At 65.4% G+C, this 679-nt stretch carries 1 protein-coding gene; it reads left to right on the forward strand.

Annotated elements, in window-relative coordinates:
- A partial coding sequence (locus NX794_RS35805; RefSeq protein ID WP_258783891.1) for an alpha-amylase family glycosyl hydrolase occupies positions 1 to 679 on the forward strand: 679 nt, incomplete at both ends.

The raw sequence follows: 679 nt of genomic DNA on the forward strand, positions 1-679 counted from the left end.
CCTCAGGGACGGCGGTTACGACGTCTCCGACTACACCGCGGTGCTGCCCGAGTTCGGCGACCTCGCCGACTTCGTGGAGTTCGTGGACGCCGCGCACCAGCGCGGCATGCGCGTGATCATCGACTTCGTCATGAACCACACCAGCGACCAGCACCCGTGGTTCCAGGAGTCCAGGCGCGACCCGGACGGTCCGTACGGCGACTACTACGTCTGGGCCGACGACGACAAGCAGTACCAGGACGCCCGCATCATCTTCGTGGACACCGAGGCGTCCAACTGGACGTACGACCCCGTACGCAAGCAGTACTACTGGCATCGCTTCTTCTCGCACCAGCCGGACCTCAACTACGAGAACCCGGCCGTGCAGGAGGAGATGATCTCCGCGCTGAAGTTCTGGCTGGATCTCGGCATCGACGGGTTCCGGCTGGACGCGGTGCCGTACCTGTACCAGCAGGAGGGCACCAACTGCGAGAACCTGCCCGCGACCCACCAGTTCCTGAAGCGGGTCCGCAAGGAGATCGACGCGCAGTATCCGGACACGGTGCTGCTGGCGGAGGCCAACCAGTGGCCCGAGGACGTCGTCGACTACTTCGGGGACTACTCCTCCGGCGGCGACGAGTGCCACATGGCGTTCCACTTCCCCGTCATGCCGCGCATCTTCATGGCCGTCCGGCGGGAG

The sequence above is a fragment of the Streptomyces pyxinicus genome, assembly GCF_024753135.1.
Taxonomy (GTDB): Bacteria; Actinomycetota; Actinomycetes; order Streptomycetales; family Streptomycetaceae; genus Streptomyces; species Streptomyces pyxinicus.